Source organism: Halodesulfurarchaeum formicicum, from assembly GCF_001886955.1.
In the GTDB taxonomy this organism is placed as follows: Archaea; Halobacteriota; Halobacteria; order Halobacteriales; family Halobacteriaceae; genus Halodesulfurarchaeum; species Halodesulfurarchaeum formicicum.
The window spans coordinates 1,331,616-1,353,981 of the sequence record NZ_CP016804.1 but is presented as its reverse complement, the minus strand read 5'-3'; the positions used below and the strand labels follow the sequence as shown (position 1 = coordinate 1,353,981).

Here is a 22,366-nt window from a genome sequence, read left to right as displayed (position 1 = left end):
GGGAACCCTCAATCGTGCCGGAAGGCACGGGTGCCCGTGAACACCATCGCCAGATCGTGCTCGTTCGCGGCTTCGATGACGGCCTCGTCGTTGACCGAGCCACCCGGCTGGATCACGGCCTCGACGCCTGCTTCGGCCGCGAGTTCGACCCCGTCCGGGAAGGGGAAGAAGGCGTCACTCGCCATGACACTCCCTGCTGCGGACTTGCCCTCGGCATCCCGTTCGGCCTTCTTGGTCGCCAGGTCGACGGCGTCGACTCGACTCGCCTGTCCCATTCCGATCCCGACCGTCTCGGTGCCGGACGCCAGGACGATGGCGTTTGACTTGACGTGTTTGGCGGTCTGCCAGGCAAAGAGCAACGACTCCAGTTCGGCCTCGGTTGGCTCGCGGTCGGTTACCGTCTCCAGATCCGCCGCCTGGGGGGCCTGGAGGTCACGCTCTTGGACCAGCCGACCCCCGACCAGCGGCTTCTCGACCTGTCCCAGCGTGTCGCCATCGAATTCGCCGACGTCGAGCACGCGGAGATCGTCTTTTTCCGTCAGTACGTCGAGGGCGGCATCTGTGTACCCTGGTGCCACCACAGCCTCCTTGAACGAGTCGACGATGGCGGTCGCGGTTGGCTCATCACAGGGTCGGTTGAGGGCCACGATCCCGCCGAACGCACTCTTGGCGTCCGTGGCCAGGGCGTCTTCGTAGGCCTCGCTGAGACTGTCGCCCACCGCACACCCGGCCGGGTTGGTGTGCTTGATGACCGCAGCGGCCGGCGCTTCGAACTCCCGGATCAGGTTCAGGGCGGCGTCGGCGTCGTTATAATTGTTGTAGGAGAGTGCCTTGCCGGTGGGATTTCGCTGGTCGGCGTCGACCACGCTGGCGGCCTCGCTTCGCGGATCGGCATAGAGGGCGGCGTCCTGATGGGGGTTCTCCCCATACCGTAACTTGCGAACCCGGTCGGCGGAGTTAAACCGCCGATGTGGAAAGGCCCCGCCGTCCTCCGTGACCGTGACCGAGTCTCCCTCGATTGTCACCTGTCCCGCTGCGATCATCGCGATCGCCCGGGGATAGGCCGTGAACTCGCCCTCGTAGAGGACCCGGCGTTTCAGATCAGCCGGGTCGTCCTCGGGGTAGACCGGCACTGGCTCCTGGGTGATGATCGGGCCCGCATCGACGTGCTCATCGATGACCGAGCCATCCTCGGCGACGGCGTCGGTTACGAGGTGAACAGTACACCCGGAGACGGCGACGCCAGCATCGAGGGCCTGCTCGTGGGCGTTATCGCCCGGGAAGGACGGCAACAGCGAGGGGTGAACGTTGAGCGTCGGCGGCGCGGCTTCGAGGAACGTCTCGGACAGAATTCGCATGTAGCCATCGAGCGCGACGAGATCCAGGTCGTAGTCGGAAAGCACCTGCAAGATTCGTCGTTCGTGTTCCCGGCGAGCCATTCCCGGGGAGCGCTCGACGACGGCGGTGTCGATCCCTCGATTTTCGGCCTTTTCGATGATCGGCGCGTCGGCGTGGTTCGACACGACGACCCCGAGGGTCGTGCCCCCCGGCTGTCGATCCTGGATGTGCATGAGATTGCGACCGCGGTTGCTCGCGAGTCCGGCGATGATTGGCATACTGGATAGCCCGGCGCGCATTCGCAAAATCGTTGTGGTCCCTCCGCGAACGATTATACACTCTCGTGCATATCTCCGTGGCTCCAGGCGTGAAACGGGACGAATGTATTCACGAACGTGGAACGACTCGACCGACATTCTTAACCGGCGACCGCGGCCACACCGACACATGTCAAACGATCGTGGCCCGCTCTGGGCCGTCTCGCCGCTCGACGGCCGGTACGCCGACCGTACTGCTCCGCTCGTCGAGTACGTGAGCGAAGCGGCGCTGCAGCGTGCCCGCGTGACCGTCGAGGTAGAGTACACTATCGCCCTCGCTGATCTCCAGGCGACCCCCGTCGAGATCGATCCCGACCTCCGGGCGTCGATGCGGGACTGCTATCGGGACTTTGATGAGTCGGACGCCGAGTTGATCAAGGCCATCGAGACGACCGGGGCCAAGGGGTATGCCGCGACCAACCACGACGTCAAGGCCGTCGAGTACTATCTGCGGGAGGCCACACCCGAACGGGTCCATCCCTGGTTGCACTTTGGCCTGACGAGCGAGGACGTCACCAACCTGGCCTACCGCATGCTGATCCGGGACGCCATGGAGTCGGTGTTACTGCCTCGACTGCGGGCGATTCGTGAGGAACTGACCGAGTTTGCACACGCACATGCAGATCTCCCGATGCTTGCCCGAACCCACGGCCAGCCGGCAACGCCGACGACTTTCGGCAAGGAGATGGCGGTGTACGCCGCCCGCGTGGGCCAGGGAATCGCGGCCGTCGAAGCGGCGACAGACTCGCTCGCGGGCAAACTCGGCGGGGCGACCGGGACGTTCGCGGCCCACGCCGTGGCCTACCCCGACGTCGACTGGCCGGCCTTTGCCCGCGAGTTCGTCACGGATCTGGGACTCTCCTACCTGCAGCCGACGACCCAGATCAATCCCGGCGACGACCTGGCGACGCTTTTCGACGCGCTGGCCCGTGTCAATCGGGTGCTGATCGATCTCGATCAAGATGCCTGGCAGTACGTGAGCCGGGGCTATCTGGGCCAGGAAGCCGCGGCGGGCGAGACGGGTTCCTCGACGATGCCCCACAAGGTCAACCCGATCGACTTCGAGAACAGCGAGGGCAACCTCTCGCGGGCCAACAGCGATTTGGGCTTCCTCGCGGAGACCATCACGACCTCCCGCATGCAGCGGGACCTCTCGGACTCGACGGTCAAACGGAACATGGGGGTCGCACTCGCCCATTCGCTTTTGGGCTACGTGAAACTCGAGACCGGCCTGGCGAAGGTCGTGCCCCGCGAGTCGGTCATGGCCGAGGACCTCCAGGCCAATCCGGCGGTGATCGGGGAGGCGATCCAGACGGTCCTCCGGCGCGAGGGGAATCCGGACGCCTACGAACTGGTGAAGGAAGCCACCCGTGGCGAATCCGTCACCATGGCGGACTTCGAGGCGCTCATCGAGGACCTTGACGTCGATGCCTCGACGAAAGAAACGCTCCGTTCGCTCACCCCGGAATCGTACACCGGCATCGCCGCCTCGCTCGCACGAGACGCGTAATTATCCGGCCACGAGAAGCGTCTCGAGTCCCTCGGTGAGGATCGTTCCGGCCCGCCGGACGGCGTCGATCGAGACGTACTCCCGCTCGCCGTGCGCGACCGGCCCCTGTTCGTCGGCCAGCACGCCCGGCCCAAAGACCACAGTCGGCGCGACCGCCGCAAAATAGGCGGCCTCGGTCGCGGCTCCGAAGGTTCGAGGTTCGCCCGCGCCGGCAGCGACCAGCGCCTGACTGACCGCCGCGTCGGAATCCGTCTCGAACCCTTCCAGAAACGGGGTCTCCCGCTCGGCCGGCTCGACCGCGACGGTGAGATCTTCGGGGACGACCGAGCGCAAGTGTGCCTGGAGCGACTCGAAGAACTCGGGTGCCCGCTCGGGCGGCACGCTCCGTCGATCGATTGTGAGAGTTGCTTCCGACGGGATCCGGTTGGTGGCTTCGCCCCCAGAGACGAGCGTGGGGGTCAGTGTGGGGGCCCCGAGCCGTGGATGGGTCGCGGGCCCGTGTTCGGCGTCGTAGCTCTCCAGGCCCGCGATCGCCTCTTTGAGTCCCGAGATGGCGTTCACGCCCGATTCGGGCGTGGCTGCGTGAGCGCCCCGCCCACCCAGGCGTACCGTCCCCTGAAATCGGCCCCTGGCGGCCACACATACGTCGAGCCCGGTCGGTTCGCCCACGATGAAACCGTCTGCGTCCAGTTCGAGCGCCGCTGCGCCGGTCGACTCCTGTTCCTCGTCGGGCGTGAGCGCGAGGGTCAGCCGACCCGTTTCGGGCTCCGTGCGAATGAAGGCCGCGAGCATCGCCGCGAGTGGCCCCTTCGCGTCGCAGGACCCTCGCCCCCGGATCTCCGTCTCGGTCCGTTCGAGCGGGTGGTGGGGCGGGACGGTGTCCAGGTGCGTGTTGAGAACGATCCGTGGCTCTTCGCTCCCTTTCTCGGCCAGCAGGTTTCCGGCGTCGTCGATCCTGACTGTTTCACCGTTCGCTTCCAAAGTCTCCCGGACCAGTTCCCGCATTGCCGTGACCGACTCGGTCGAGGGAGTTTCGACGGCCGTTTCGAGGAACTTGATCGGGTCGAAGCTCATCGGTTCGCCCCCTCGAACTCGACCGTTCCCTCGCGCTCGAAGACCGTTGGGCCCGCAAGCGTGGCTGGCCCGTCTGTCGGGACGGTCACCGTCAGCGTGCCGCCCGGTGGCGACACCTCGATCGGCGTTCCAGCCTCGGCCAGTTCCTGTCTGACGGCGACGGCGGCGATCGCGACTGCGCCGGTCCCACAGGACTGGGTCTCACCCTCGACGCCCCGCTCGTAGGTGCGCTGTCTGAACTCGTTGGGCCCGACGTACTCGGCAACCGTGACGTTCGTGCCCGCCGGAAATTCATCCGCGTAGCGGATCGGCTGGGCCATGGCCTCCAGGGCAACCTCCTCGACCGACCGGAGGAACGCCACCGCGTGGGGCACACCCGTGTTGACAGCCGAGATCGTCAGCCCCTCGAAGGGCTCCTCGATCATCGGTCCCTCCGATTCCACGGGGATTTCGGCCGGCTCGAAGGTCGGTTCGCCCATCTCGACGGTCACGTTGGTCTGGTCCGCATCAACGTCCGCGAGTCGGTCCCCGGCCGGGGTGTCGAGGCGAAACTTTCGATTTCCAGTCTGTTCGTGGGCCCACCGGGCGGCCACCCTGGCTCCGTTGCCACACATCTCGGCCGTGCTGCCGTCCGGCTGGTAGAGTGTGAAGCCGACCCGGGTGGGATCGGTTTCGGGATCGAGTTCCAGAAAGAGGATCCCATCCACCCCCAACTCCGCACAGGCCGACTGCGCAAACGCCGCCCGGTCGGTCTCCAGAGCCGCGGCTTCGACGACCGCGAATGCGTTGCCCGTCCCGTGGTACTGGCGATAGGGAACGTTCATCTGTCCACCTCCGAGTCGATCACGTCCTCGACAGTTTCCCGGCGTCTGACGAGTTCGGTCGCGCCGTCTTCCATGGCGATCACGGGTGCTCGCGGCCGGCTGTTGTACTGGCTCGCCATCTCGATGCCGTAGGCGCCGGTGAAGCCGAGTGCGTACAGCTCACCTCGCTCTGGCTTCGGGAGACGTCGGTCCCGGGCGAGCACGTCGGTACTCTCACAGATCGGGCCGACGACCGAGACCGTCTCCCTCTCTCCGGCCCGGTCCTCGCTGAGTGACCTGATCGGGTGGTAGGCGTCATACAGGGCCGGTCGGAGCAGATCGGTCATGCCCGCGTCGACGCCAGCCAGGACGCCGTCGCCGGCCGGCTTGACGGTGTTGACCCGGGCCAGGAGGACCCCGGCGTCGGCGACCAGATAGCGGCCCGGTTCGATACGGAGCTCGGCGTCGACTTCCGAGAGAGCTTCTCGGGTTGCGGTCGCGATCGCGTCCAGGTCGAGCGGTTCTTCGTCGGGCCGATACGGAACGCCGAACCCGCCGCCCACGTCGACGAACTCCAGGTCGGTGTCCAGGTCCGTCGCGACCGACGCGATCGTCTCGATGACCTCTTGGTGGGCCGCCAGTCCGTCGTTCAAGATGCCGCTCCCGGCGTGGGCGTGCAGGCCGACCACATCGAATCCTCGCTCGGTCGCGGCCGCAACCGCCTCCGGGACCCGATCGACCGGGATCCCGAACTTGGCGTCCGCGCCGGTCGCGACTGCGTCGCTGTGGCCAGCACCTGTCCCTGGGTGGATTCGGATCGCGATGTCCCCGGTAAAGCCACGCTCGGCGAGGCGGTCGATGGTGTCCATCGCGTCGACGGTGATGGTGATCGTCCCGCCGCCATCGATCAGGAGGCCATCGAGGTCTCGGGCTGGCGCGTTGACCGGGGTGTACTGCACGTCGGCGGGGTCGAAGCCGGCTTCAAGCGCCCGGCTCACCTCCCCGATGGAGGCACACTCGGCGCCGACACCAGCGTCTGCAAGTGTCTGCAGAACTGCCCGGCCGGCATTGGCCTTGACAGCGTACAGCAGTCTGGCGTCCGGAAACGCCGTCTGCAACCGGTCCAGGTTCTCCCGGACCCGGTCCAGGTCGATGACGTAAGCTGGGGTCCCGTGGGTTTCGGCGATCTCCTGCAGCGGGTCTCGGTCCCAGTCGTCAAGTCGGCGAACGGTCGGTCCGGTCATGAACTTCGAAGCTCCGCCTCGCGCTGGGTTGCGTCCCGTGTTTCGGCCTCGATGTCCATGGCAACCACCGCGGGCTTGTACGCGCCGTCGCTGAACAGTTCGTGATCGCCCACGCTGGATTCGACAAAGCGGGTGAATGCTCGCCGGTTTGGCGGCAGTTCGCCGTAGCGGATCTCTTCCTCGACCAGGTCATAGACCGGTACTCTGGGGCTCAAAAGCGTGTTCTCGCCGACGACACTCCCCTCGCCGACGACGAATCCGGAGGTTACCCGGGTGCCGGCACCCAGGGAGACGTCGTCTTCGATGACGACCGGCGTGTCCTCGACAGGTTCCAAGACTCCGCCGATCAGCGTGTTTCCGCCAAGCTTGACGTTCTCGCCGATCTGGGCACACGAACCGACCGTGTTCGCCGAGTCGACCAGCGTGCCGTCGCCCACGTACGCGCCGATGTTGACGAAACTTGGGCTCATCAGGATCGCGTCGCTGCCGACGTAGGCTCCGCGGCGAATTGTGGTGCCATTGGGCGTGTTCCGGGTGCCGCGCTCGCCCAGATCAGCGGTTTCTCGGAGTCCCAGCACGTCGTGGTAGGTCACGTCGCCGTAGGTCCGGGGCTCGATCTCCCGGAGCGAGAAGTTGAGCAGAATTCCGGTCTTGACCCACTCGACGGCTTCCCAGCCGCCGTTGCGGGGTTCGGCGGCCCGAATTTCGCCCGCTTCGAGGGCGGCGAGGAACTCCGCAAGTACCTCGCGTTCGTCCGCGCCCAGTTCCGTTACCTCGCCCGAATCGTAGCGATGCTTGAGGTCGGTGATGTCGGCTTCCAGCGTCATTGGTCGGTCTCGCTCAGTTTCGCTGCGATCGCTGCAAATCGGTAGAATCCCGGTTCCTGGTCGACGAGCCAGCTCGCGGCGTCGAGAGCTCCCTCTGCGAAGACCGAGCGTGAGCCGGCCCGGTGAGTAAGCGAGAGGGTCTCTCGGTTGCCTGCGAGCAGGACCTCGTGTTCGCCCGTGATGTCGCCGGCTCGGCGAGCGTGAACGCCGATCTCGCCGGCTTCCCGCGGGGCCTCGCCCTCACGACCGTGCACCCGCGCTGCGGGCTCGCCACGGGCCTCGTCGATCCGGTCGAGAATCAGCGAGGCAGTCCCGGACGGGGCGTCGCGTTTGCCGTTGTGGTGGGTTTCGGTCAGTTCGATGTCGTACTCCGAGAGTGACCCCACGGCTGCCGTCACGGCGTCGATCAGGGCCTGCACCCCGCGGGCGAAGTTCGCCCCCAGCAGGACCGGACTCTCCTCGCCGGCGGCCTCGAGGGCGGCCCGCTGCTCGTCGTCGAAGCCAGTCGTGCCAGTCACGATGGGAACGCCGGCCTCGGCCGCCAGGGTGACGTACTCGACAGCACTCTCCGGGCCCGTGAAGTCGATGATTGCGTCGGGTTCGGTCTCGGTGAGTAGGGTCTCGAATCGACGCGCCGGCTCCACGTTCTCCAGCTGTGGGTCGGCGTCCCGGTTCACGGCGAAGGCGACGGTGAGCCCGCGTTCTTCGGCTGCGTCCCGGACTGCCTGGCCCATCCGGCCGGTCGCGCCGGTGACCCCGATTCGGCGGCCCTCGCTCATTCGGCCCCCTCCGCGAGGTCCGCGAGGACCGATTCGAGTTCACGGCGGTTCTCCGGGCTGATCGTCGAGAGCGGGGAGCGAAGCCGGCCCGTGCCGTGTCCGCGGATCTCCATTGCGGCCTTGACCGGGATCGGGTTCGTCTCGGCGAAGAGAGCGTCGACCAGTGGGGCGAGTTCCCGGTGCACCTCACGGGCCTGCTCGTAGTCACCATCGAGCGCACCGTGAACCAGTTCGACGGTGCGCTCGGGTTCGACGTTCGCGGCGACGGAGATGACCCCTGTGCCGCCGACCGAAATGATCGGGAGGGTCAGGCCGTCGTCACCGGAGAGGACCGAGAACTCCTCGGTGGCCGTGCGCCGGGCGACCTCGCTGACTCGGCCGAGATCGCCACTCGCGGCCTTGTAACCCACGATGTTCTCGTGGCTCGCCAGGTTCACTGCCGTCTCGACGGCGATGTTTCGGCCCGTTCGCGAGGGGACGTTGTAGATGATCTGTGGCAGGTCGACCTCGTCCGCGATCGCGCGGTAGTGGGCCTCCATTCCGGCGGGTTCGGGCTTGTTGTAGTACGGCGAGATGAGCAGGAGCCCGTCCGCCCCGGCATCCTCCGCTCCGCGGGCGAGGACGAGGGCCTCGTGGGTCGCGTTACTTCCGGCCCCGGCGATCACGGGCACATCGACAGCTTCGACGACTGTCTCGACGACGTCGACGTGTTCCTGGTGGGTCAACGTGGCGCTTTCGCCAGTCGAGCCCACAGGGACGACGCCGTCGACGCCGGCTGCTTCGAGCCGACTGGCGTTCGCCGCGAGTCGATCGTGGTCGATACTTCCGTCTTCGAGGAACGGCGTCGTCATTGCCGGGTAGACGCCGGTCGTGAGATCGTGTGTCATTGGTGGTCGGTTGGTCGGTGGGGTGTTCCATTAGTGTGCTGATACGGGCGAGTGATGAGCGGCCAGTCAACTACTGGTCGCCGGATAGGAGACGACCCGAAACGGGGTCCGAACCCGCAACGAGCCATGTGATCACTGCCCACGTTTCAGAACAGGTCGAAACTCGCCCCCAGTTCCGCCGTGACCGCCGGTGGAAGCGAGTATCATGCTCGAAGGCTGATCGTCCAGGGTTAAAGCTGTTTTGGGCCCGGCCTGTCGCCCGGTTTTTCAAGGGGGCGCTCCAACAGGGAATCGAATGCTCGTCCTGGGTGACGCCCACGCGAACACGCCCGATCGCCGTGCAGCCCTCATGCGCGCCTATCGGGCCGCAGACCCGGACGTGGCCCTCCAGCTCGGGGACCTCTTTTACTATGACCTGCCGGTCGAGACCTACTTCATCGCGGGCAACAACGAGGATTTCGACGTGATTGACGCGCTCCGACATGGCCGGGTCCGCAGCCGGAATACCAGAAACGCCCGGCTGCTCGATAGCCGCGCCGTCGAACTCCAGGGCCTGCGAATCGGCGGGTTGTCGGGCAATTTCGCACCCACCCAGTACGAGAAGCCCCGATCCGCGCTTCGTGGCGACCGGCGACGACACTTTGTCCGGGGTGACGTCGAGGCCCTCAAACGGGTGGGTTCGGTCGATGTGTTGCTCACCCACGAAGCGCCACACGGGACCGACGTCGACGAGGAGTACGCCGTTGGATGTCGGCCGGTCGATGAACTCATCTCGGCGCTCTCACCCGATCTCTGTTTGACTGGACACCACCATCAGCACACGGAGACGACTTTCGGAGACACACGCGTGATTACCGCCGCGCCGGCCTGGGACTCCTACTACGAACTGGATCCGGACACGCTCGCTGTGACTCGCCACGAGACCCCCGGCCCGGACGAGGAAGCGGAGGTTTAACATCGCACGGGAAGACGGGCAGGTATGACCTCGATCCATCCCGGACAGCGCGTTGCGGTCCTTGCCGACGCGCAAAACCTCTATCACTCCGCACAGAGTCTTCACTCCCGGAACATCGACTACTCGAAGCTTCTCTCGAAGGCCGTGCAGAACCGCGAGCTCACTCGGGCCATTGCCTACGTCATTCGGGCCGACTCCCCGGAGGAGGAGAGCTTCTTCGAGGCGCTTGCCGACATCGGCTTCGAGACCAAGATCAAGGACATCAAGACCTTCCAGGACGGCTCGAAGAAGGCTGACTGGGACGTGGGTATGAGTCTGGACGCGGTGACGCTGGCCGATCACGTGGACACGGTCGTGCTCTGTACGGGCGATGGCGATTTCTCGCGACTGGTCTCCCATCTCCGTCACGAGGGCGTCCGCGTGGAGGTCATGGCCTTCGAGAGTTCGACCGCCGAGGAACTCAGGGACGTCGCCGACACGTTCATCGATCTGGGAGATCGGATCGAGACGTTCCTGCTTTGAGGCAATTCGAACGGTTTTAACTGCCAGTCCACAATAGAGACGGGTATGAACGAGACGCCCACCGACCGGAATCGGGACCTTCTCGGGCGCGTGCTGGTCCCGGTCGCAAACGTGGACGACGCCGAGAAAACGGCTCGAATTCTCGCAAAGTACGATCCGGGCGAGGTCGTCGTGCTCCACGTCGTCGAAAAAGGCGAGGGCGTGCCGGACAAGACGCCGGTCGAGCAATCAGAAGCGATCGCGGCGGAGAGTTTCGCCGTCCTGCGCGAGCACTTCCCGGATGCGGAGTCCGAGACGGCCTACGCCCGGGACGTGGTGGGCGCGATAATCGAAACGGCCGCCGACGTCGAGGCGACTTCGATCGTCTACCGTCCGCGATCGGGCGGTCGGCTGATGCACTTTCTCTCCGGTGATCTCTCACTCAAGTTACTCACCCGTGCTGACCGGCCGGTAATCTCTCTCCCCGAAACATGACCGAGGAAGAACTCGCGAAAGACCTGGGCCTGATCTCGGCGATGACCATCGGGATCGGGACCATGATCGGGGCCGGGATCTTCGTGCTCCCCGGTGTTGCAGCCCACGCTGCCGGGCCAGTCGTGGTGCTCTCCTTCGTCGTCGGGGGCGTGATCGCGATGGTGAATGCGCTCTCGATCTCCGAACTCGGGACGGCCATGCCCAAGGCTGGCGGGGGGTACTATTACATCAACAAGTCCCTTGGGCCACTGTTCGGCTCGATCGCCGGCATGGGTGACTGGATGGGGCTTGCCTTTGCCTCAGCCTTCTACTCGATCGGGTTCGGTCAGTACCTCGCGGTCTTCGTCTCGCTCCCGGACTTGGGCTTTCTCAACCAGATCCAGGTCGGGGCACTGATCGCGGGCGTCGTGTTTGTCGGGGTCAACTACATCGGTGCGAAGGAGACTGGTGGTGTGCAGACGGTTATCGTCTTCCTGCTCCTGGGCATTCTCACGTTGTTTTCGATTGCCGGCTTCTTCTCCTTTGACTACGCCACGCTCACGAGCGAGGGTGGTCTCGCTCCCCTCGGCCTCGGCCAGATCCTTCCGGGAACGGCCCTCGTATTCGTCTCGTTTCTGGGGTATGCGAAGATCGCCACCGTGGGCGAGGAACTTCGCAATCCGGGACGCAACCTCCCGATCGCGCTCATCGGAAGTGTGGCCATCGTGACGGTCATCTATGCGATCGTCGTCTCGATCATGCTCGGCGTGGTTCCGTGGCCCGAACTCAGCACGGACGCTCCGGTCGCTCAGGCGGCGGAAGTGGCCTTCCCAACCGCTATCGGGCCGATAACCGGGGTTGCGGGGGCAGCGGCTGGGGTGATGACCGTCGGAGCGCTTCTGGCGACAGCCTCCTCGGCCAACGCCTCGATTCTGGCCTCCGCGCGGATCAACTTCGCGATGGGCCGTGACAAGATCGTCACGGACTGGCTCAACGAGGTCCACCCGAACTTCTCGACGCCCTACCGGTCAATTTTGGTCACGGGCGTGCTGATCGTCGTATTCATCGCGCTTCTGGGTCGGGAAATCGCGGTGCTCGCGAAGGCCGCGAGTGTGCTCCATCTCATCGTCTATGCCCTGATGAACGTGGCCCTGATCGTCTTTCGGGAGGCAGAAACCCCGGAGTACGACCCGGACTTCACGGTGCCGTTGTATCCCTACACCCCAATTCTCGGGACCGTTCTCTCCCTGGGGCTCGTCGCGTTCATGGACAATTACGAAATCGCGTTAGCCGGGGCCTTCGTGGCCGGCGCGGTGGTCTGGTACTTCCTCTACGCGCGGGACAACACGACCCAGGAGGGCGTGCTCTCGGATTTCATCTCGTCACGGGAGGAACAGTTCCCCGACCAGGTGGTTGATGCCGCAAACGCCGTCGCACCGAACGGGGACGAAGGGCCGACGATCATGGTGCCGGTCATGAACCCCCGGACGGAGACCGCGCTCATCACCCTGGCGAGCATTCTCGCCCGCCAGCAGGGGGGTCGCGTGCTCGCGACACACATCGTCACCGTCCCCGACCAGACGTCGTTGCAGGCCGCAGCGCGCAATCGAGACCAGATCGACGCGCGGTCCTCGGAGCTTCTTTCGGCGGCGACCGAGGACGCGACGCAGTTTGGGGTGCCGATCGAGACCCGGACGATCCTCTCTCACCGGGGCCTCGAAGAGGTCTTTGATGCTGCGAGAGACCACGACGCCGACACGGTTGTCATGGGGTATGGCGGGGCTCGCTTTGCTGGCGGTCGCGCCGAGCGGGCACTTGACGAGTTGACCCACGACCTGCCCTGTGACTTCCTGGTCCTCGACGCCGAGGAGTTCGATCCTGCGGAGGTCTTGCTCCCCACGACGGGTGGGCGCTCCTCGGAACTCTCTGCCGACGTCGCCAGGGCACTCCAGGCGGCAGTCGATTCCTCGGTCTCGTTGCTTCACGTGGTCGACGCGGGCGAGGAGGCCGCTGGCGAGAAGTTCCTCACGGAGTGGGCCACGGAGAATGGCCTCGAAGACGCCGAACAGATCGTGGAGACGGGATCCCCGTCGTCGGTCATCGGTCGACTCGGCGGCGAGTACGACCTGGTCGTTCTGGGCGCGACCGAGCGGGGCCTGCTCTCCCGGGTGATACAGGGCTCGCCGGCGCTTCGGAGTCTCGAAGCGCTCGACGTGCCAGTACTACTGGCCGAACGGCCGTCCGCCCGCTCGCTCTGGAGTCGACTGTTCCGGCGGACGTGAACGAAGCCGCTAAACCGCTCCCGACCCCAGGACGGCCATGCACTCGGCGGCACAACTGCGCACCGTAGCCGACTACCAGTTCGGGGCTGGAGCCGGGCAGGCACTTTTTCCACCCGGCGTGGACCGGACGATCCAGCGCTCCGCATCCGGTCGCCCGCGCCAGGTCATCCAGGACGGCGACCGGCTGGTGAGTCTGGGGACGGACGGCCGCTTCACGCTCGGTCTGGCCGGTGGGCAGGATCTTCAGGCAGCCCTCGATCCCCCGGCCTACCGCGTCGTGGTGGGTGACGAGAGCGAGCCATACGTCAGAGACGGGAAGAACGTCTTCGCGAAGTTCGTCCAATCGGTCGATCCGGCGGTGCGGGCGGGCGACGAGGTGCTAATCGAACACGAACGCGGCGAACTCATCGCGGTGGGCCGGGCCGAACTCGACGCGTCGGCGATGCTCGACTTCGAGACGGGCATGGCCGTGCTCGTCCGCGAGGGCGCTCGCTGAGTGTCCCAAACGCCACGCTTTTCTCCCCGGCTTCCAACCCTCGGGTATGTTCGGAGGCGGCGGCATGAACCCGCGCAAGATGGAACAGCTCATGGACCAGATGGGGATCGACCTCGACGAACTCGACGCCGTCGAGGCCACGATCACCCTCGAAGACGGGACCAAACTCCACTTCGACGAGCCCGAGGTCACCCGCATGGACGCCCAGGGCCAGGAGACCTACCAGGTCGTCGGCGAACCAGCGGAACACGAGGCGGAGTCCGAGGAGAGCGAGTCCCCGGCCGAGTCCGGGACTGGGATTCCCGAGGCCGACGTCGAGATCGTTGCCGAGCGGGCCGGGGTTCCGACGGAGACAGCCCGACAGGCCCTCGAAGCGGCGGATGGCGACCTCGCGGCGGCCATCGACGACCTCGAGTGATTCTCCTCGTCCGCGGCGACCGGGAGTTTCTGGTCGAACCGGGTGCGGAACTTCACACCGATCTGGGGGTCGTGCACGTCCCCGAGGACGTCGAACCCGGCCAGCAGGTCGAGAGTCATCTCGGCGAGGCCTTTGGGGTCCGGGCCCTGCGAGGACCGGACCTGTTCAACCACCTGGAGCGAACCGGCGCGCCGATGATGCCAAAGGACATCGGCCTTCTGGTCGGGCACACGGGCGTCGCGGCCGGCGACCGGGTGCTCGACGCCGGTACCGGAACGGGCGTGCTCGCGGCCTACCTCGGTCGAATGGGGGCCGCGGTTACGACCTTCGAGCGCGACCCTGACTTTGCCGACGTGGCCCGCGAGAACATGAAACTGGCTGGCGTGGCCGAAACCGTCGAGGTCCGAACCGGTGACCTGACCGAGGCACTTGGGGACCTGGGTGGCTTCGACGTGCTCACCCTCGACACGGAAGACGCCCCAACCGTCGTGGCTCGGGCACCCGATCTGCTCGTCTCCGGCGGCTTCGTGGCCGTCTACTCGCCGTTCATCGAGGCCGCTCGCGAGGTCGAACACACGGCTCGCGAAGCGGGTCTGGGAGACGTCGAGACGACCGAGACCATCCAGCGGCGGATGGACTTCGACGACCGTGGGTCCCGTCCCGCCACGAAGGGGGTCGGTCACACGGGCTATCTTACCTTCGCACGGATGGAATAACGGAGGCGGTCACACCCGCTTCACAAGTGGGACGGCAAATTTCCGCTATGGTCTGGGGCCGTTCCCATGACAATTGATACTGGGTGAGAGAAGTAGCATCCGCGAGAGCGGGTTCGAAGAACCCGCTCGAAGCGGTTCTCCGCGCCGTCGGCGCGGCTTTTTTGGTCCAGATATTTGGAGACGGGGTTCCGCAGCGAGGCAGCGAGCAAGGAACCCCGTCTCGAAAAAGGTGGGTGTCAGTGATCGTCTTCTCGCCAGCGGTGATCGCACTCCGTGCAGACGAAAAAGCGGGTCTCTGACTCGTCGGCCGAGCGAATCTGTTGCATGTACCAGTAGGCCGTATCGTTCCCACACTCCGGGCACTGGGTCTCGGTCGTCGGAAGCCCGGTGTCACCGCCGGTTCCGGTTTCGATGACCTCGCTGACCTCCTGTTCCTCCGAGAGGACGTAGTTCGCGTCGGGGTTCTTGGGCTGTCGGTTCTCACAGCTGGTACACACCCAGAACTCGCCGTCGGCTCGCATCATCGAGCCGCATTCGTCACAGAACTCCATTGGGGGTCCGTTCTCGATTCGCGGGCTTAAGGCCGTTGCTCGCGCGACCGGTTTCCAAACAGGGAAGGCATCGAGTCAGTAATCCCCATCATGGCCGTTTTCGGTACCGACCGTCGGGTCCTCGTGCTGGCATTCGCACGGATGGCCGACGAGATGGGCAACTCCTTTCTCATCATCGTCCTGCCGCTCTACATCGCCTCCGGCCAAATTCAGCTCGACGCCCTGCTGGGCACCCAGGTCCCGATCATCTCGATCACGGTCACCGAATCGCTGCTGATCGGCCTCGCGCTCTCGATGTTTGGCTTTCTCAACAGCTTTAGCCAGCCCTTCACGGGACGGTTGACTGACCGGGCGGGCCGGCGGAAGGTCTTCATCCTCTTCGGGCTCGCGGTCCTAGGGATCGGGAGCGGTGGGTACATCTTCGTCTCACAGTACCGCTGGGTCCTCTTCTTCCGGCTGCTCCAGGGAATCGGGGCGGCCTTTACCATCCCGGCGACGGTTGCACTCGTAAACGAGTTCGCGACGAGCGCTCGGACCCGCGGCGGCAACTTTGGGGTCTACAACACTTTCAGACTCATCGGGTTCGGCTTTGGCCCGATCGTCGCCGGGGTCGTCGTCGAATTCTGGGGCTTCGATGCGGCCTTTCTCGTCGCGGTCGCGGGGGCGTTTCTCAGTTTCCTCCTCGTGTCTCTCTTCGTCGAGGATCCCCCGGAGACCCGGGCGAGTGCCGGAAGCGACCTCTCCATTGCGGTCAGGGGGCCACCGGGCTATCTCCTGGATCCGGTTTTCACCCTTGGCCTGGGCACCGTGGCGATGGGGATCGCGATCGCACTCTTTGCGCCCCTCGAAGGCCAGATCAACGCTCGCCTGGGACAGTCGACGGTTCTTTTCGGGATCCAGTTCGGGGCGGTGACGATCGCGAACATCCTGCTGCAGATCCCGATCGGGCGGGCGAGTGACGGGTATGGGCGTCGTCCGTTCCTCGTCGCCGGATTCCTGATTCTCGTTCCCTCGACGCTCGCGCAGGGGTATGTCCTCTCGCCGCTTCTGATGACACTCGCTAGGCTCGCACAGGGGGTCGCCGTCGCGATGGTCTTCGCGCCCTCGCTGGCGCTGGCCGGTGACCTCGCCCGCGAGGGGGCCTCGGGAACCACGCTGTCGGTGCTTACCATGGCCTTCGGGTTTGGGGTGGCGGTGGGGCCGCTTTCGGCCGGCTTTCTGGAGCGCTTTGGCTTTCACGTGCCCTTTCTCGCGGGGAGCGTCCTCGCCGTGCTGGCCCTCCTTTTGGTCTACACACAGGTCGAGGAGACGCTCACGGACACAAAATCTATCTTCGGCTCCTGAGCCAGAAAGGGGAAATACCTCGCCTTAATCCCCGTAGATATGCCCCTCTCCGAGACGGCCCGGTCGCGGCTCGCGGATATTCTGGAACGTGAACCCACGAAGAACAGCGAGCTCCAGGCGGCCTGGGATATGGACAGCGGCAGCGAGGTCCACCAGTACCTCGAATCCGAACTCAAACCCTACTACTATCGAGACGATAACAGCTTGATCCGGGTCACGCCGGAGGGTGAGGCGGTGCTTTCCGGCGAGACAGGTGATGGGCCGGCCGTCGCCTTTGCTGGAATCGAAGCGGCGGTCTTCGAGGCGGTTCCGGGCCCCGAGGAGCGCTCGGCGAGTGTCGTCGCGATCCTCCACGAGGTGCGCGATCAGGGGGAGCCAAACGCCGCGGTCGAGGAGGTCCGTGCCGCGCTCCGGACACTCACCCAAAAAGACGTCCTGGAACGGATCGACCGAACCGTTCCGACCTACCGGCTGGCGGTGCCCCGATCGGACGTGACAGTGCTGGAGACGGAGTGACGCCTCGCGCTCCGTTCTCGCAAGATTCGCTTGACCGTCTGCCCGGGTCCGCCCTCAATGGGCCAGCCACCCTGTCGGTGCTGGGGCGGTTCGGGCTGGAAGTGTGGACAGCTACCCCGACACTCCCGTGGGGTCTGGGTCCGATCGAAGGCTGTACACGTCGGTCTGTAGCCGTACCGACCAACGGTCAAATCGAAGTGTGCACAGTCCGGCCGCATCGACTCGACGTAGTGACGCCACCCCCGCTCGTAGGCCCGCTCGGCGATGTCGTATCGTTTCTCCGATTTTGCGGCCCGTGACAGCACCTCGAACTGGGCTGCTGACTGATCGTGTGATCCGCCTTCGGATCGGTCGAGGATGTCGATACCAGCTTGCTCCGTGTCGAGGGTGCGCGGTCGCCAGCGCACGTCAACTCCCTCGGGCCCCAGCGTGAGAATTCCGACCTCGGAGGGGATCCGTTCTAAGAGCGCTGGTTCCACTCGCGAATCGGTGCCGGTCGTCGCGAGCCAGACCTCGTCGGCGATCCCGGCGGCGACATCTCGTTCTAGCTGGTCCGTGAGTCGCCGGGCGGCGCTTGCATCCAGGTCGGGTTTGTTCTCGATCGCGATGATTCGGTCGACCCAGTCGGGGTACTTCTCGACCCGGCGGATCTCGATTTGGCCCCCGCGCTTGCGGGATTCGAGGGCGTCACGGGCCGTCGCCTCGTGGATCGACTCCCTGACGTACCGCCAGGGATAGCCCGGGTGTGGAAGGGCCTCGCGGTAATAGGTCCAGGATTCCGGGGCGTGCTGGAGGACGTGCCGAAGGTCGCTGTTGAGCCGCTCGGGGCCGAACGCGGCGCGGGTCTCGAAGGCCCCGGGATCGACCTCGATCACGATGGTATCCCAGCGACGCTGCTGCCAGCCCAGTTGGCGGGCGACGATGGCCGGTGTCGGCTCACCCGTTGGTGGCCACTCCTGTTCGGCCCAGGCACAACTCGCCAGTTCGAAGGCGAACTCGCTGTCCCCGGGTGGGAAGCTCACACGTCCAGTTCGTCGATGTGCTCGTGGGCGTCCCGCAGGATGTCCCGCGGGCCGTCCTGGGTAATCGTGTTCAGTGCTTGCTGGTAATCACGCCACTGGTGGTCCCGGTGTTCGTGGGACAGTTCGGCACTGGCCTCGTAGGACTTCGCGACGAACAGGTGTACGGTCTTGTGGATCCGGTCCCCGTTCGCCTCGAAGACATAATCGTATTCCTCGCGGAAGCCATCGAGCAGCCTGAAATCGCTGATTCCGGCTTCCTCCTGTACCTCTCTGATCGCCGTCTGCTGGAGTTCTTCGTCCCCCTCGACGCCGCCTTTGGGGAATTCCCAGTCCCCGGGGCGGCTCTTCAGTAGGAGGTATTCACGCCGGCCCCGCGTGTCCCGATAGAGAATGGCCCCGGCGCTTGTCGCTTCAACCGTCATTACTAGAGCGGTACACGGTGGCGTAATAAGAGAATGTCGGAGTGTGTGACTCCACGACAGACTCGACTCGCATACTACAGGCTTTTCCCGTCGCTCGTCCTCCCTTGGCTCATGACCACCGTCCTCCACCTCACGCTGAAGAGCGGCGATCGGGAGACACTCGATTCCGTCGTCGAGACGATCAAACGGACCGTCCGCCGGAAGGGAACCGAGCTCAAAGGCCCCCACTCGGACGCCCCGACGGAATATCGCGTGCCGCTTTACAAGCAACTCGACGGCGATTCGACGGCCCGATACGACGACTGGCAGTACACGGTCTATCAGCGTCGCTTCGAGCTTCGCGGTCGGGAGGAGGTCGGTCGGCAGGTCCTCGAGTGGGACTATCCGGAGTCCGTTCGCGTCGAGGCGACTGTCGACCGCACCTGAAAAAGAAACCCGAACGGCCTAGAAAGCGCTCTCGCCGACCGTCTCGAGGTAGGTCCCTTCGCCGATGTGGTCCTCGGTGTCCCACTCGTCGACCTTGACCATCACTCTCGTGTTCAGCCCGTCCTCAGGCACCTCCTTGATCCGGAGGACCGAGTCACCGATTCGGGCCTTTGCTTTGCCGTTCTGCATCGATGTGACCATCACCTCGATCTTCTCACCCGGCTCGTAGTCGGGTTTTGCGGTCCGGAACGTCCAGCCGGCCAGCCACTTCTCGAGGACGCTCATACGCGAGCCACCTCCTCGGAGCGCCGGTCGGCAATGTATTCACGCCCGAACCCGGTGATCGCCGCGATGATGAAGACGAACAACAGGAACCAGCCGTGGAACACGTACGGTACCACTTCGATCGGGTTGACGATCATGGCGTCTCCGTACTGGGCACCGAGCCCGTCCGGACCGACCATGACCTGGTATCCGACCAGGACACCACCGGCCCACGGGAAGATGTACCCGAGCGCGGAGGTGTTCGCGTCCAGGATGTTCGCCCGGCGGTAGCCGTTGATGTTGAACTTCTCGCCGATTCGTGCGATGTACGGCGCGATTGCGATCTCCGCGGCCGTGTTGATCGTGATCATGCCGTTGATCGCGGCCGTCCCCAGAACCATCGTCAGCTCGGCACGTCGCACCGTCGTCGCGACGCTGTTGAGCAGGATGTCCTGCATCGCCTGGAAGCCACCGCCCTGGATCATGATGCGAGCCATCGAAACGATCAGCAGGGTCAGCACGATCAGCGGGAAGAAGCCGAGCGCACCGGCGTACAGACTGCCACCCACGCCGGCTGCGTCACCCACGACCACGAACGGCAGGGCCGTGAAGGCTCCGGGTTCGGTGACGGTGAAGGCGACGATGTCGCTCACCGTCGAGAGCCCGAAGATCAAGTTGAACGCGATCGCGGCGATGATACCCCAGGAGATCGCCTCGACAATGTGGCGACCACGGATGGCCGTCACGATGACGATCCCCATGGAGACGAGGTGCAAGAGCCCAGGTGCAGTTCCCTCCAGGGCGGCCTGGCCCTGAAGGTCGGCACCGGGCATGATCGAACCCATGACCAGGAACGCGATGAACGCCGGTACCGCGGCGGCGATCGCGTACTTGAACCGGGAGGCGACGACGCCCCCAATGTCCGAGTCCTGGGTCACGGCACTCACAATCGTGGTGTCACTCACCGGGGCGAGGTTGTCCCCGAACACGGCTCCCGAAAGGATTGCCGCGAACAGGAGGACTGGACTCGCGCCGAGCAGGACCCCGGCCGGGAAGAACAGCGTGACGAACGCGACAGTCGTCCCGTACCCGGTACCGATTCCGGTTGCGAGCAATCCTGCGAGGATGAACGCTGCGGCGGGGAACGTCGCGGCCCCGACGTTGAGCGCGTCTGCGGCATAAATCAGGCCGTCGACGAAGCCACCAACCTGCAGCGTTTCGGCGAACATGCCGGCCCACAGCCAGGCCACGATCGCCGTCGCGGCCACTCGCTGTGTCATCCCTTCGAAAATCGTATTTGCGTATGTTTTCCAGTCGCCCTTCGCGAAGAACATCCCGATGATCGTCGCGACCAGGGCCCCGATTACCAGCCCGTTCGTGTCCCCGATACCGAGGACACCACTCTGGAAGATGGCCCAGAGAATGAACAGGAGTAAGGGGATCGTACTTGCCCAGCGACCCCCGTAGAATTCGATCCGCGGTCCTTCCATTGCCTCCTCCGCTTCCTTGAGCTCATCCGATACAGACGTTTCGCTACCACCAGACGAACCTGCCATGTTTGTGTATCACCCACACTATCCATCAACGACCACCTACTTAACCGATTTGGTTGTTTGGGTCCCCGCTGGGGGTCGATTCCCCCGAATCAAGCCGCCATTTCGAATTACCGGCAGCTATTGGTAAGGACGTGTTAACCCCGATCGCGCATCGGCCGTAACGTCAGCCACCCGACAGACGCCGCTTGGCTCGGTGAGGATTCGTCTGAGGACACAACACCGCTCAGTACTTTGGCGACGCCCCGGTCACCTGGTAGACCGACTCCATGATCGCATCTCGTTCTCGTTGCCACTCGGCAAACTCGGCGGGCGACTCGGGGTAGGTCTCGTAGTGGTCAAGCAGGCGGTCGGCCACGTCTTTGGTCTGATACAGCTGGTAGAGCAAGCCCAAGTGACCCAGACTCCCCAGCATGGTCCGGAGTTTGAGCCCCAGGCCGAAATCGGCTGTCCCGGCATAGAGTGCCTCCGAGACCTTCTCGGCCGGAATCGAGGCCAACAGGTCCATGAGATCCTCGACCTCGACGGCCGTCGTCAGGATGTTGTACACGTCCAGGCTGGCGTATCGGCCGCCGAAGTGGTCCATGACTCGCTCGTTGTACTCCCAGAGCACGTCCTCGCTCGCGTCGTCGGCTTCGAGCGCGTCGATGGCGCTTTCGCCGGCGTACGTGCCGGCATAGGCTGCTCCAGCAATGCCCCCGCCAGTCGTGGGGTTCACGTGGCCGGCGGCGTCTCCCGCCGCGAGATAGCCCGGTGCGACCGCGGAGTCGTAGGGGCGGCGAGTTGGGATGGCCGCGCCGAGTTTGTCGAGCACTTCCGCGTTCTCGAACTCCGGTCGGGATTCGAGGTCCTCCCTGAGAGCCTCGACCAACTGCATTGGCTCCGCGGTCATCTGGAACCCCAGGCCGGCGTTTATCTCGGTGGCGGTCCGGGGGAAGTACCAGATGTACCCTTCCGCGCGGTCTGTCGGTTTGAAGACCAGGGCGTCCTCGTAATCGACCGGCTCCTCGACCTCGATGATCTCTCGATAGGCCGAGGTGAACTGCCGGTAGTTCACGTTCGTGTCGAAGGTCGTCTCCTCGAGGTCGGCCTTGTCTTGCAGGAGCGAGAGCGCCCCCGCAGCATCCACGACGATCGGGGCCTCGAAGGCCTGGGGCTCGCCGTCTTGCATCGCTGTAACGCCTGTAACCTGCTTTCCGTCCTGGAGTACGTCCGTGACGACGGTGTCGAACTCGAAGGTGGCTCCCGCGATCTGAGCGCCGTCGATGATCGCCTTCCCGAACGCCAGTCGGTCGATGACGGCCAATTCTCCCGGCACGGGGATGTCGACGACCGTGTCGGCCTGTGGGATCTCGAACCGGCCGTGATCGACGTCCGGGTTGCTGATCGCGTGTTCGAAGGTTGATTTCGGAATCGAGTCGGGGAACTCGTCGGCCCCCTTCAACGCGTCCCCGCAGGCGATGTGTCCGGCTTCGTCCTCGGGTTTCCGTTCGAGTACCGTCACGTCGTATCCGGCGCTGGCGATCGTCGCGGCGGCGTAAGCACCTGCGGTGCCGGCCCCGACGACGATGGCGTCTCTCTCTGCGGGAGGCATGCACACGGGTAGACACCCCTGATGAAAACCGTTGTCGGTCGGCCCCATTCCGA

The 22,366-nt window shown here is 65.0% G+C and carries 24 protein-coding genes; 11 read left to right on the top strand and 13 right to left on the bottom strand.

The genetic code is table 11. From position 1 onward, the window contains the following. Positions 1-8: 8 nt before the first annotated feature. The gene (gene purH / locus HSR6_RS07030) at positions 9-1,616 is read right to left on the bottom strand and encodes a bifunctional phosphoribosylaminoimidazolecarboxamide formyltransferase/IMP cyclohydrolase (protein ID WP_071933212.1); all 1,608 of its coding nucleotides are present in this window, start codon (positions 1,614-1,616) and stop codon (positions 9-11) included. Between the two features lie 169 nt (positions 1,617-1,785). Between purH and purB the strand changes: the two genes are divergently transcribed. Then, positions 1,786-3,165 carry an adenylosuccinate lyase gene (gene purB, locus HSR6_RS07025; protein WP_071933211.1) on the top strand — a complete coding sequence of 460 codons (1,380 nt, stop codon included), beginning with the start codon at positions 1,786-1,788 and terminating at the stop codon, positions 3,163-3,165. Here the strand turns inward: purB and HSR6_RS07020 are convergent, their stop codons facing one another. Genes HSR6_RS07020 through dapA form a run of 6 tightly spaced genes read right to left on the bottom strand, consistent with a single transcriptional unit; the run spans position 3,166 to position 8,779 of the window. Beyond that, on the bottom strand, positions 3,166-4,239 hold the full coding sequence (locus tag HSR6_RS07020; RefSeq protein WP_070365196.1) for a M20/M25/M40 family metallo-hydrolase: 1,074 nt from the start codon (positions 4,237-4,239) through the stop codon (positions 3,166-3,168). Next, complete coding sequence (dapF, locus tag HSR6_RS07015) at positions 4,236-5,063, bottom strand: diaminopimelate epimerase (RefSeq protein WP_071933210.1); 828 nt, start codon at positions 5,061-5,063, stop codon at positions 4,236-4,238. Before dapF ends, HSR6_RS07020 begins: the two co-directional genes overlap by 4 nt. Continuing rightward, a complete protein-coding gene (gene lysA / locus HSR6_RS07010; RefSeq protein WP_071933209.1) occupies positions 5,060-6,286 on the bottom strand; it encodes a diaminopimelate decarboxylase in 1,227 nt (408 codons plus the stop codon). The genes dapF and lysA overlap by 4 nt, the downstream gene beginning before the upstream one ends. Next, positions 6,283-7,113: a 2,3,4,5-tetrahydropyridine-2,6-dicarboxylate N-succinyltransferase gene (locus HSR6_RS07005; RefSeq protein WP_070365193.1), complete on the bottom strand. Its 831-nt coding sequence runs from the start codon at positions 7,111-7,113 to the stop codon at positions 6,283-6,285. The genes lysA and HSR6_RS07005 overlap by 4 nt, the downstream gene beginning before the upstream one ends. After that, the gene (gene dapB, locus HSR6_RS07000) at positions 7,110-7,892 is read right to left on the bottom strand and encodes a 4-hydroxy-tetrahydrodipicolinate reductase (RefSeq protein ID WP_070365192.1); all 783 of its coding nucleotides are present in this window, start codon (positions 7,890-7,892) and stop codon (positions 7,110-7,112) included. The genes HSR6_RS07005 and dapB overlap by 4 nt, the downstream gene beginning before the upstream one ends. After that, positions 7,889-8,779, bottom strand: a complete 891-nt coding sequence (gene dapA, locus HSR6_RS06995) for a 4-hydroxy-tetrahydrodipicolinate synthase (protein ID WP_070365191.1) — start codon at positions 8,777-8,779, stop codon at positions 7,889-7,891. The genes dapB and dapA overlap by 4 nt, the downstream gene beginning before the upstream one ends. Positions 8,780-9,074: 295 nt before the next feature. Here dapA and HSR6_RS06990 point away from each other — a divergent pair, with 295 nt between their 5' ends. Genes HSR6_RS06990 through HSR6_RS06960 form a run of 7 tightly spaced genes read left to right on the top strand, consistent with a single transcriptional unit; the run spans position 9,075 to position 14,621 of the window. Further along, the gene (locus tag HSR6_RS06990; RefSeq protein WP_071933208.1) at positions 9,075-9,734 is read left to right on the top strand and encodes a metallophosphoesterase family protein; all 660 of its coding nucleotides are present in this window, start codon (positions 9,075-9,077) and stop codon (positions 9,732-9,734) included. Between the two features lie 24 nt (positions 9,735-9,758). Continuing rightward, positions 9,759-10,256, top strand: coding sequence for a LabA-like NYN domain-containing protein (locus tag HSR6_RS06985; protein WP_070365189.1), 498 nt, complete (start codon positions 9,759-9,761; stop codon positions 10,254-10,256). Between the two features lie 45 nt (positions 10,257-10,301). Next, entirely contained in the window at positions 10,302-10,730 is a 429-nt protein-coding gene (locus HSR6_RS06980) for a universal stress protein (protein WP_070365188.1), read from the top strand. Continuing rightward, a complete protein-coding gene (locus HSR6_RS06975; RefSeq protein WP_071933207.1) occupies positions 10,727-12,991 on the top strand; it encodes an amino acid permease in 2,265 nt (754 codons plus the stop codon). The genes HSR6_RS06980 and HSR6_RS06975 overlap by 4 nt, the downstream gene beginning before the upstream one ends. 37 nt (positions 12,992-13,028) lie before the next feature. After that, a complete protein-coding gene (locus HSR6_RS06970) occupies positions 13,029-13,487 on the top strand; it encodes a PUA domain-containing protein (RefSeq protein ID WP_071933206.1) in 459 nt (152 codons plus the stop codon). A gap of 46 nt (positions 13,488-13,533) precedes the next feature. Beyond that, positions 13,534-13,905, top strand: coding sequence for a nascent polypeptide-associated complex protein (locus HSR6_RS06965; RefSeq protein ID WP_071933205.1), 372 nt, complete (start codon positions 13,534-13,536; stop codon positions 13,903-13,905). Beyond that, the gene (locus tag HSR6_RS06960; protein ID WP_071933204.1) at positions 13,902-14,621 is read left to right on the top strand and encodes a methyltransferase domain-containing protein; all 720 of its coding nucleotides are present in this window, start codon (positions 13,902-13,904) and stop codon (positions 14,619-14,621) included. Before HSR6_RS06965 ends, HSR6_RS06960 begins: the two co-directional genes overlap by 4 nt. A gap of 236 nt (positions 14,622-14,857) precedes the next feature. On the opposite strand, the gene HSR6_RS06955 is transcribed toward HSR6_RS06960, so the two are convergent. After that, entirely contained in the window at positions 14,858-15,172 is a 315-nt protein-coding gene (locus tag HSR6_RS06955; protein WP_070365184.1) for a transcription factor S, read from the bottom strand. A 90-nt stretch (positions 15,173-15,262) separates the two neighbouring features. Here HSR6_RS06955 and HSR6_RS06950 point away from each other — a divergent pair, with 90 nt between their 5' ends. Together HSR6_RS06950 and HSR6_RS06945 are read left to right on the top strand one after the other, a co-directional pair. After that, positions 15,263-16,516 carry an MFS transporter gene (locus HSR6_RS06950; protein WP_070365183.1) on the top strand — a complete coding sequence of 418 codons (1,254 nt, stop codon included), beginning with the start codon at positions 15,263-15,265 and terminating at the stop codon, positions 16,514-16,516. Between the two features lie 39 nt (positions 16,517-16,555). Next, positions 16,556-17,032 carry a DUF5797 family protein gene (locus HSR6_RS06945; protein WP_070365182.1) on the top strand — a complete coding sequence of 159 codons (477 nt, stop codon included), beginning with the start codon at positions 16,556-16,558 and terminating at the stop codon, positions 17,030-17,032. Here the strand turns inward: HSR6_RS06945 and HSR6_RS06940 are convergent. Together HSR6_RS06940 and HSR6_RS06935 are read right to left on the bottom strand one after the other, a co-directional pair. Beyond that, positions 16,981-18,054, bottom strand: a complete 1,074-nt coding sequence (locus tag HSR6_RS06940; protein WP_071933203.1) for a DUF5787 family protein — start codon at positions 18,052-18,054, stop codon at positions 16,981-16,983. The genes HSR6_RS06945 and HSR6_RS06940 overlap by 52 nt on opposite strands. Beyond that, positions 18,051-18,476, bottom strand: a complete 426-nt coding sequence (locus HSR6_RS06935; RefSeq protein WP_070365180.1) for a bis(5'-nucleosyl)-tetraphosphatase — start codon at positions 18,474-18,476, stop codon at positions 18,051-18,053. Before HSR6_RS06935 ends, HSR6_RS06940 begins: the two co-directional genes overlap by 4 nt. 111 nt (positions 18,477-18,587) lie before the next feature. Between HSR6_RS06935 and HSR6_RS06930 the strand changes: the two genes are divergently transcribed. Then, positions 18,588-18,902, top strand: coding sequence for an uS10/mL48 family ribosomal protein (locus HSR6_RS06930; RefSeq protein WP_071933202.1), 315 nt, complete (start codon positions 18,588-18,590; stop codon positions 18,900-18,902). An 18-nt stretch (positions 18,903-18,920) separates the two neighbouring features. Here HSR6_RS06930 and HSR6_RS06925 read toward each other — a convergent pair whose 3' ends face one another. From HSR6_RS06925 to HSR6_RS06915, 3 genes are all read right to left on the bottom strand, one after another. Next, positions 18,921-19,187: a DUF7513 family protein gene (locus HSR6_RS06925; protein WP_071933201.1), complete on the bottom strand. Its 267-nt coding sequence runs from the start codon at positions 19,185-19,187 to the stop codon at positions 18,921-18,923. Then, positions 19,184-20,656 carry a Na+/H+ antiporter NhaC family protein gene (locus HSR6_RS06920; protein ID WP_233488533.1) on the bottom strand — a complete coding sequence of 491 codons (1,473 nt, stop codon included), beginning with the start codon at positions 20,654-20,656 and terminating at the stop codon, positions 19,184-19,186. Before HSR6_RS06920 ends, HSR6_RS06925 begins: the two co-directional genes overlap by 4 nt. 289 nt (positions 20,657-20,945) lie before the next feature. After that, positions 20,946-22,313 carry a geranylgeranyl reductase family protein gene (locus HSR6_RS06915; protein ID WP_071933199.1) on the bottom strand — a complete coding sequence of 456 codons (1,368 nt, stop codon included), beginning with the start codon at positions 22,311-22,313 and terminating at the stop codon, positions 20,946-20,948. Positions 22,314-22,366: the final 53 nt, after the last annotated feature.

Bases quoted from the DNA above. Each gene is read 5' to 3' on its own strand.
- HSR6_RS06950 (WP_070365183.1), top strand. From the start codon at position 15,263: ATGGCCGTTTTCGGTACCGACCGTCGGGTCCTCGTGCTGGCATTCGCA.
- HSR6_RS06990 (WP_071933208.1), top strand. From the start codon at position 9,075: ATGCTCGTCCTGGGTGACGCCCACGCGAACACGCCCGATCGCCGTGCA.
- HSR6_RS06955 (WP_070365184.1), bottom strand. From the start codon at position 15,172: ATGGAGTTCTGTGACGAATGCGGCTCGATGATGCGAGCCGACGGCGAG.
- HSR6_RS06970 (WP_071933206.1), top strand. From the start codon at position 13,029: ATGCACTCGGCGGCACAACTGCGCACCGTAGCCGACTACCAGTTCGGG.
- dapA (WP_070365191.1), bottom strand. From the start codon at position 8,779: ATGACACACGATCTCACGACCGGCGTCTACCCGGCAATGACGACGCCG.
- lysA (WP_071933209.1), bottom strand. From the start codon at position 6,286: ATGACCGGACCGACCGTTCGCCGACTTGACGACTGGGACCGAGACCCG.
- dapB (WP_070365192.1), bottom strand. From the start codon at position 7,892: ATGAGCGAGGGCCGCCGAATCGGGGTCACCGGCGCGACCGGCCGGATG.
- HSR6_RS06930 (WP_071933202.1), top strand. From the start codon at position 18,588: ATGACCACCGTCCTCCACCTCACGCTGAAGAGCGGCGATCGGGAGACA.
- HSR6_RS06935 (WP_070365180.1), bottom strand. From the start codon at position 18,476: ATGACGGTTGAAGCGACAAGCGCCGGGGCCATTCTCTATCGGGACACG.
- HSR6_RS06915 (WP_071933199.1), bottom strand. From the start codon at position 22,313: ATGCCTCCCGCAGAGAGAGACGCCATCGTCGTCGGGGCCGGCACCGCA.
- HSR6_RS06920 (WP_233488533.1), bottom strand. From the start codon at position 20,656: ATGGAAGGACCGCGGATCGAATTCTACGGGGGTCGCTGGGCAAGTACG.
- HSR6_RS06945 (WP_070365182.1), top strand. From the start codon at position 16,556: ATGCCCCTCTCCGAGACGGCCCGGTCGCGGCTCGCGGATATTCTGGAA.
- dapF (WP_071933210.1), bottom strand. From the start codon at position 5,063: ATGAACGTTCCCTATCGCCAGTACCACGGGACGGGCAACGCATTCGCG.
- HSR6_RS06965 (WP_071933205.1), top strand. From the start codon at position 13,534: ATGTTCGGAGGCGGCGGCATGAACCCGCGCAAGATGGAACAGCTCATG.
- HSR6_RS06980 (WP_070365188.1), top strand. From the start codon at position 10,302: ATGAACGAGACGCCCACCGACCGGAATCGGGACCTTCTCGGGCGCGTG.
- HSR6_RS07005 (WP_070365193.1), bottom strand. From the start codon at position 7,113: ATGACGCTGGAAGCCGACATCACCGACCTCAAGCATCGCTACGATTCG.
- HSR6_RS06925 (WP_071933201.1), bottom strand. From the start codon at position 19,187: ATGAGCGTCCTCGAGAAGTGGCTGGCCGGCTGGACGTTCCGGACCGCA.
- HSR6_RS07020 (WP_070365196.1), bottom strand. From the start codon at position 4,239: ATGAGCTTCGACCCGATCAAGTTCCTCGAAACGGCCGTCGAAACTCCC.
- purB (WP_071933211.1), top strand. From the start codon at position 1,786: ATGTCAAACGATCGTGGCCCGCTCTGGGCCGTCTCGCCGCTCGACGGC.
- HSR6_RS06985 (WP_070365189.1), top strand. From the start codon at position 9,759: ATGACCTCGATCCATCCCGGACAGCGCGTTGCGGTCCTTGCCGACGCG.
- HSR6_RS06975 (WP_071933207.1), top strand. From the start codon at position 10,727: ATGACCGAGGAAGAACTCGCGAAAGACCTGGGCCTGATCTCGGCGATG.
- purH (WP_071933212.1), bottom strand. From the start codon at position 1,616: ATGCCAATCATCGCCGGACTCGCGAGCAACCGCGGTCGCAATCTCATG.